The sequence below is a fragment of the Paenibacillus sp. NPDC057886 genome (genome assembly GCF_042796655.1).
Lineage (GTDB): Bacteria > Bacillota > Bacilli > Paenibacillales > Paenibacillaceae > Paenibacillus.
On record NZ_JBHVMZ010000019.1, the window covers coordinates 47,695 to 54,529 of the forward strand.

Below are 6,835 nucleotides of genomic sequence, written 5' to 3' on the forward strand. Positions count from 1 at the left end.
ATTATGCGTTCGCATAGGTAATGATCATGGCTAACATATAGTCGTTATAAGCAATAAACTACACAAAACCGTCTCCTTGTGAAAATGGAACGTTCTAAACTTCCATTTGTCAGGAGACGGTTTTCTATTTCATTCATTTAGTTGAACATCTTAGGAACGACGGGCAATCACGTTGGCTCCACCCATGTAAGGACGAAGCGCTTCAGGAATAACCACTGTTCCATCCTCTTGTTGGTAGTTCTCCAGAATAGCAGCTACGGTACGCCCCACTGCCAGTCCTGAACCATTTAACGTATGAACAAATTCCGGTTTCGCTTTTGGCTCTCTACGGAAACGGATATTAGCCCGACGTGCTTGGAAGTCTTCACAGTTGGAGCAAGACGAGATTTCACGATACGTATTGCTTTCCGGCAACCAGACCTCAATGTCATACGTTTTGGCAGACGTGAAGCCCATATCTGCTGTACACAACGTCAGAACACGGTAAGGCAGCCCCAATAATTGAAGCACACGTTCCGCATTTTGAGTCATGTTCTCCAATTCCTCATAAGAGGTCTCAGGAGAAGACAGTTTCAACAACTCAACTTTATTGAACTGATGCTGACGAATCAAACCGCGTGTATCTCGTCCAGCAGAACCTGCTTCGGATCGGAAACATGAGCTGTATGCTACAAAGTGTTTAGGCAACTGGTCCGCATTCAAAATCTCTTCGCGGTGATAGTTCGTTACCGGAACTTCAGCGGTAGGGATCAAATAATACTCGGTATCTTTCAGCTTGAACAGGTCTTCCTCGAACTTCGGCAGTTGACCTGTCCCAAACAAGCTGTCACGGTTAACGATGTATGGCGGCAGAATCTCTTCATAGCCATGCTGATCGCTGTGCAGATCCATCATAAAGTTGATCAAAGCGCGTTCCAAACGTGCACCGAGCCCTTTATAAAAGGTAAAACGGGAGCCTGTTACTTTGGCAGCCGCTTCAAAATCAAGAATGTCGAGGTCCTGTGCAATTTCCCAGTGTGCTTTTGGTGTAAATGAAAATGACTTCGGCTCTTCCCAACGACGAATCTCCACATTATCATCTTCGGACGCACCAACAGGTACACTCTCGTTAGGGATGTTCGGAATCGCCATAGTCAGATCGTTGATCTTCACTTCCAACTCACGCACTTCTTCATCCATTGCTTTGATTCGATCGGAGACTTCGCGCATCTCAAGGATCAACTCGTCGGCATTTTCACCACTCTTTTTAAGCTTGGCAACTTCTCCGGATACCGTATTCCGGCGACTTTTCAGGTTTTCACTCTCTTGCAGCAACTCGCGACGCTTGGCATCCATGTCCGTGAACCCGGCGATTAGATCCAGCGATTTGCCACGTTTCGTCAACGCTTCTTCAACACGTGCGTACTCATTCCGCAATATTTTCACATCAAGCACTAAATACCCCTCCTAAATAACACCACAAAGTAGAAACCTTCTGTATTAACTCCTGCCAAAACTTTGCAGCTCCATATATCTTCATCATTCCTCAATAGTAAAAAAACAACCTATGGCCTCCAGTGCTACCCTACGCTGCGATTCCCGCTTTGGAAGCAGATACGGGCAACATCAGGTATCTGATCAGACAGCACCGAGCCAGCAAGCCTTGTGAGCCTCTGGAGGACTGATCCAATTCACCGGCAGATCATAGGTTTGTATATTAATCACTATTGGTTCTGTACAGGCTGTTTATACGACCTAGCCATGTCTACAAAGTAAGCATGCAGTCGATAATCATCTGTCAGTTCAGGGTGATAGGAGCAAGCCAACAGATGCCCCTGACGAGCAGTAACAATCTCATCCTTGTACGTGGAGAGAACCTCTACTTCTTCCCCTACACACTCAATCAGGGGTGCCCGTATGAACACAGCCCTTACCGTCTCCTCAATGCCTTTTACCGGGAGATCCGTTTCAAAGCTTTCCCTCTGCCGTCCAAATGCATTTCTGGAGACGGTCATATCCATTAGCTCCAAATGAGCTTCCTCTTGTCCTGCAATATGTTTAGCCATAACAATCAAACCAGCACAGGTGCCGAATACCGGTTTACCCTCAGCAGCGAATGCCCGAATGGCCTCCATGAAACCATATTTGCGTATCAGCTTGCCAATCGTGGTACTCTCGCCACCAGGAAGAATCAACCCATCCAGCTCCTCGAGTTGCTGAACCTGTTTGATCGCCAATCCTTCTGCTCCGGCCCGTTCAATACTACGAATATGCTCTGTGACTGCCCCTTGAAGTGCTAAAACGCCGATCTTCATTTAAAATCCACCTTTCTCTTACCAGCCGCGATCCTGCATGCGCTTGGAAGGTGCAAGTTTGGAAATCTCAATACCTTTCATCGGTGCTCCAAGGTTTTTGGACACTTCAGCAATCAGCTTGTAGTCTGTATAATGCCTTGTCGCTTCTACGATGGCACATGCAAATTTCTCAGGGCTGTCCGATTTGAAAACCCCTGAACCTACAAATACACCATTTGCGCCCAGGTGCATCATAAGTGCAGCATCTGCAGGAGTCGCTACGCCACCAGCTGCGAAGTTAACTACAGGTAGCTTTCCATTCTCATATACACCCAGCAAAAGCTCATATGCCACGCCCCGGTTTCCTTTGGTACGGATCATGGAAGCCCCTTCGCCGGTCCAGCCCAACGCTTCACCCAAGTCTTTGGCGCCACATACAAACGGTACAGTGAACTCATGTTTGTCGATATGGAATACTTCATCAGCTGGAGTCAGTACTTCACTCTCATCAAGGTAATCCACTCCTAGTGATTCTAAGACCTTGGCATCAACTTAATGTCCCATCCGCGCTTTGGCCATAACAAGAATTGTACGACTTCATCACTTCTTCCACAATTCTTCCACAATGGTTGGATCGGCCATACGGGCTACCCCTCCTGCCGTGATGTATGTGTCGTTTTTGTCCATGAACAGGAGGTGAAATCTTTAGTTAACGTAGAAGAACAATAGACTTTTTAACTAATTCGTACGTAGAATTCTAACTTGATATTTTACCGGAAAAATTGTAAATATACAATCCATCCGGTTGGAATTACTTGTATTTTGTCAATGGTCTAACGACACTATATTAAAAATGTCATATTATCCCGTCTTCTTTCGCCTTGTCTATTAGAACAGGTTTTTGATGCCATCAAACAAATCAACGAAGAAATCTTTCACTGCACGGAAGAAGAGACGGAACCAACCGCCTTTTTCAGCTTCTTCTGCGGTGATGAGGTTCACTGTCTTCTCCTGGGGTTCGATTCCCTCCGCTTTATACGTATAAGTAACCGTCCCAACCTTGGTTCCGGCCTTGATTGGTGCAACTAGCTTATCAGCTTCAGTTACATTCGCTTTAAATGTCACGTCCAGGTTTTGAGTACCTTTAGGTACAACGAAACTTACTGCATTATCCGTCACAACAGGTACTGTTGTTTCCTTCCCTTTTTTCAAAGGTACAGCTTCCCAGCCCGTGACTTTAGTTTTGGCAGCAACCGCCTGTTTCACTTCAAAATTGTTGAATCCGAAGTCCAATACTTTCTTTGTCTCTCTGAAACGCGCCGGCTCTGAATCGGTACCCATAACAACACTGATCAGACGCATGCCATTACGCTCAGCCGTACCGGTAAAGTTATTCCCCGCGTTTGTGGTATGTCCCGTTTTCATTCCGTCCAGACCCTCATAAGCATAGCTTTTGAAGTTGGTTATATTCTTATTCGCTTCCAGCATCCAGTTATAGTTAATAATCGGATCTTTGTCATTGGGGCGGAATTTATAGGATTGAATTGTCGTGAAATCTTTGTAGTCCGGGTGATCCATGATGATATATCTGCACAAAATGGCTGCATCCCGTGCCGACATAACGATTTCCTTATCTTCAGTTGGGCGGAAATCCGCAGGCATATCTGCACGATCCAGTCCTGTGGAGTTGATGAAGTAGCTATCTTTCATTCCCATACGCTTCGCTTCATCATTCATCATTTTCACAAATGCTTGCTCGGAGCCTGCAACATATTCAGCCAGAGCAACCGTAGCATCATTGGCTGAACCTACAGCCATAGCAATGTACAGCTCCTTAACTGTATGTTGGTCACCTTTTGCAAGGAAAATGCGGGAACCTGTACTCTTGGCTGCATTTTCACCTACAGTTACAATATCATCCCAACTAAACTTTCCTTGCTTAACCTGTTCAGCCACAATATACTCGGTCATCATTTTCGTCATACTGGCAGGCGGCATAGCTTTATCCGCATTAACATTGAGTAGAATCTGACCCGTTGAAGCCTCCATCAGTACGGCAGATTTAACATCGAGTCCAAGTGAGTCTGCCGAAGGAATGTCCACGGCTTTTTCTGTCTTCGTTGTTGTAGCTGCCGCGGTCAACACCTGTCCTGAATCGTTTGCAGCAGCCATAACAGGCATTACCGCAGACATGCAGAGCATATTAATCAGCATAACCGAGGCTACGCTTTTTTTGAGCATTTGACGTTTTTTCTTATTCATTTGTTTGGCTTCCAATGATGAATACTCCCTTCGGTCCGAAGCGTCCTATTGTGTGCTTCAGTGCAGCTTGAGCTGCAATATTTTCTTAGTCCCTAACAGGTGGAGATGATGTGTGAGATGTGAAGTATATGCGCTGTATCGAAAGAGCAATGTCATTGCTCCTAAAGATCGAATCGATTGTCACTTAGTTAGCATTAAATGAAATGCTTATGTAAAAGGACGTCCGCGCTTCTTTTTTAGCTGGGCAACCTTTTTCTATCACTCAAAATTCATTTTCAGAAGCAGTTTCATAGACTCACGTCAAAAAACCGCCGCAACGCCCTAATCCATTAAAGGATCATCACCGCTTGTTCTATTCTATCACAGGGGTATCCGCAAAAAAAGACAGGCCCGGCGAAAATCGCCAAGCCTGTCCTGGAAATGATTAACACAATTCAGATTACAACGAGTAGTTAGGGGCTTCTTTCGTAATCTGTACATCATGTGGATGACTTTCGCGAAGCCCCGCACCTGTAATACGAATAAACTGAGTGTTGTTACGAAGCTGCTCCAAACTGCTTGTACCACAGTATCCCATCCCTGAACGTAGACCACCAATCAACTGATGAATCGTATCAGATAATGGACCTTTGTAAGCAACACGTCCCTCAATTCCTTCCGGAACCAGTTTCTTGTCATCATCCTGGAAGTAACGATCTTTACTTCCTTGTTTCATCGCAGCCATTGAACCCATACCGCGGTAAACTTTGTAGCTACGTCCTTGGAAGATTTCCGTTTCTCCCGGGCTTTCTGCCGTACCTGCAAACAAGCTTCCCAGCATAACTGCATGAGCACCTGCAGCAAGAGCCTTGGTAATCTCACCGGAGTACTTGATACCACCGTCAGCAATGATTGGTACGCCATATTCACGCGCTACATTTGCACAATCGTATACTGCTGTAACTTGAGGAACACCAATACCAGCAATTACACGCGTTGTACAGATGGAACCTGGACCAATTCCCACTTTGACAACTGACGCCCCTGCTTCGATCAATTCACGGGTTGCATCGCCTGTAGCAACGTTTCCTGCAACAATTGTCAGGTTCGGGAAACGCTCGCGCAGCTGACGAACCGCATCAATGATGTTAATGTGATGTCCGTGTGCCGAGTCTACCGTAATCAGGTCCACACCGGCTTGAACCAATGCATCTGCACGTTCAAAGGTGTCTTTGGAAATCCCGATCGCTGCTCCAACCAGCAAACGTCCTTGTGCATCTTTAGCTGCATTAGGGAATTGAATTGCTTTTTCGATATCTTTAATAGTAATGAGGCCTTTCAGTGTGTTGGACTCATCTACTAATGGAAGTTTCTCAATTTTATGCTTCTGGAGGATGCCTTCTGCTTCTTGCAGTGTAGTACCTACAGGCGCAGTAACCAAATTCTCACGAGTCATGACTTCGCTGATTTTAATGGAGAAGTCGTGGATAAAACGCAAGTCACGATTTGTCAGGATACCAACAAGCTTCTGATCTCCTTCAACAATCGGTACACCGGAAATACGATATTTCGCCATAACCGACTCTGCATCAGAAACCAGATGTTCCGCTGTCAATGAGAACGGGTTGGTAATAACACCACTCTCCGAGCGCTTAACCCGATCCACTTCCTCCGCTTGCTGCTCAACAGACATATTTTTATGGATGATACCAATACCGCCTTCACGGGCAATGGCAATAGCCAATGTCGCTTCAGTAACAGTATCCATACCAGCACTAATCAAAGGAATATTCAGTTTTACGCTGTCACTCAAACGAACAGATACGTCTACTTCTTTAGGCAGTGTCTCGGATTTCCGGGGCACCAGCAGTACATCGTCGAAGGTGAAACCTTCCTTACCAAATTTATCTTCCCACACGCGGGCGTTCCTCCTTATGTTTGCTCAGCTTTACGGTCCAAAACCCGAAGATCTCAGGCTGTATTTTATGCCGAAAATACGTTTTCTGAAAAATTTATTATTGCCATCTTAGCAAAGCGTTATTTAGACTGTCAAGGGAAACTCCCTGGTTATATTAGGTGTATTGCCTCATGCATACAACTGTATTTGTCATACGGACAGGTTCGTTTTATATATAAAAAACGCCACTCGATATGAGTGGCGTTTATCTATGTTAGTTCATTCTGTGCACTGTTTCTAAGTCTATAGTTAAACCTAGTTTTTGAATAATTAAACAAATAAAAACCACCACCGAATAACATCGGCAGTGGTTCTTTGCTTGGCGGCGTCCTACTCTCCCAGGACCCTGCGGTCCAAGTACCAT

At 45.4% G+C, this 6,835-nt stretch carries 4 protein-coding genes and 1 pseudogene; all 5 read right to left on the reverse strand.

All coding sequences use genetic code 11. From position 1 onward, the window contains the following. Positions 1-150: 150 nt before the first annotated feature. Entirely contained in the window at positions 151-1,434 is a 1,284-nt protein-coding gene (serS, locus tag ACFVQB_RS33925) for a serine--tRNA ligase (protein ID WP_379449725.1), read from the reverse strand. A gap of 269 nt (positions 1,435-1,703) precedes the next feature. Then, a complete protein-coding gene (gene pdxT / locus ACFVQB_RS33930; protein WP_379449728.1) occupies positions 1,704-2,294 on the reverse strand; it encodes a pyridoxal 5'-phosphate synthase glutaminase subunit PdxT in 591 nt (196 codons plus the stop codon). A gap of 18 nt (positions 2,295-2,312) precedes the next feature. Further along, a pseudogene (locus ACFVQB_RS33935) lies at positions 2,313-2,933 on the reverse strand (beta/alpha barrel domain-containing protein); the annotation flags it as partial. Positions 2,934-3,161: 228 nt separating this feature from the next. Beyond that, on the reverse strand, positions 3,162-4,535 hold the full coding sequence (locus tag ACFVQB_RS33940) for a D-alanyl-D-alanine carboxypeptidase family protein (RefSeq protein WP_180287253.1): 1,374 nt from the start codon (positions 4,533-4,535) through the stop codon (positions 3,162-3,164). Positions 4,536-4,974: 439 nt separating this feature from the next. Further along, positions 4,975-6,432, reverse strand: coding sequence for an IMP dehydrogenase (gene guaB, locus ACFVQB_RS33945; protein WP_024628817.1), 1,458 nt, complete (start codon positions 6,430-6,432; stop codon positions 4,975-4,977). Positions 6,433-6,835 lie beyond the last annotated feature (403 nt).

Coding starts and splice junctions, on each gene's coding strand:
- pdxT (WP_379449728.1), bottom strand. CDS start 2,294: ATGAAGATCGGCGTTTTAGCACTTCAAGGGGCAGTCACAGAGCATATT.
- ACFVQB_RS33940 (WP_180287253.1), bottom strand. CDS start 4,535: ATGAATAAGAAAAAACGTCAAATGCTCAAAAAAAGCGTAGCCTCGGTT.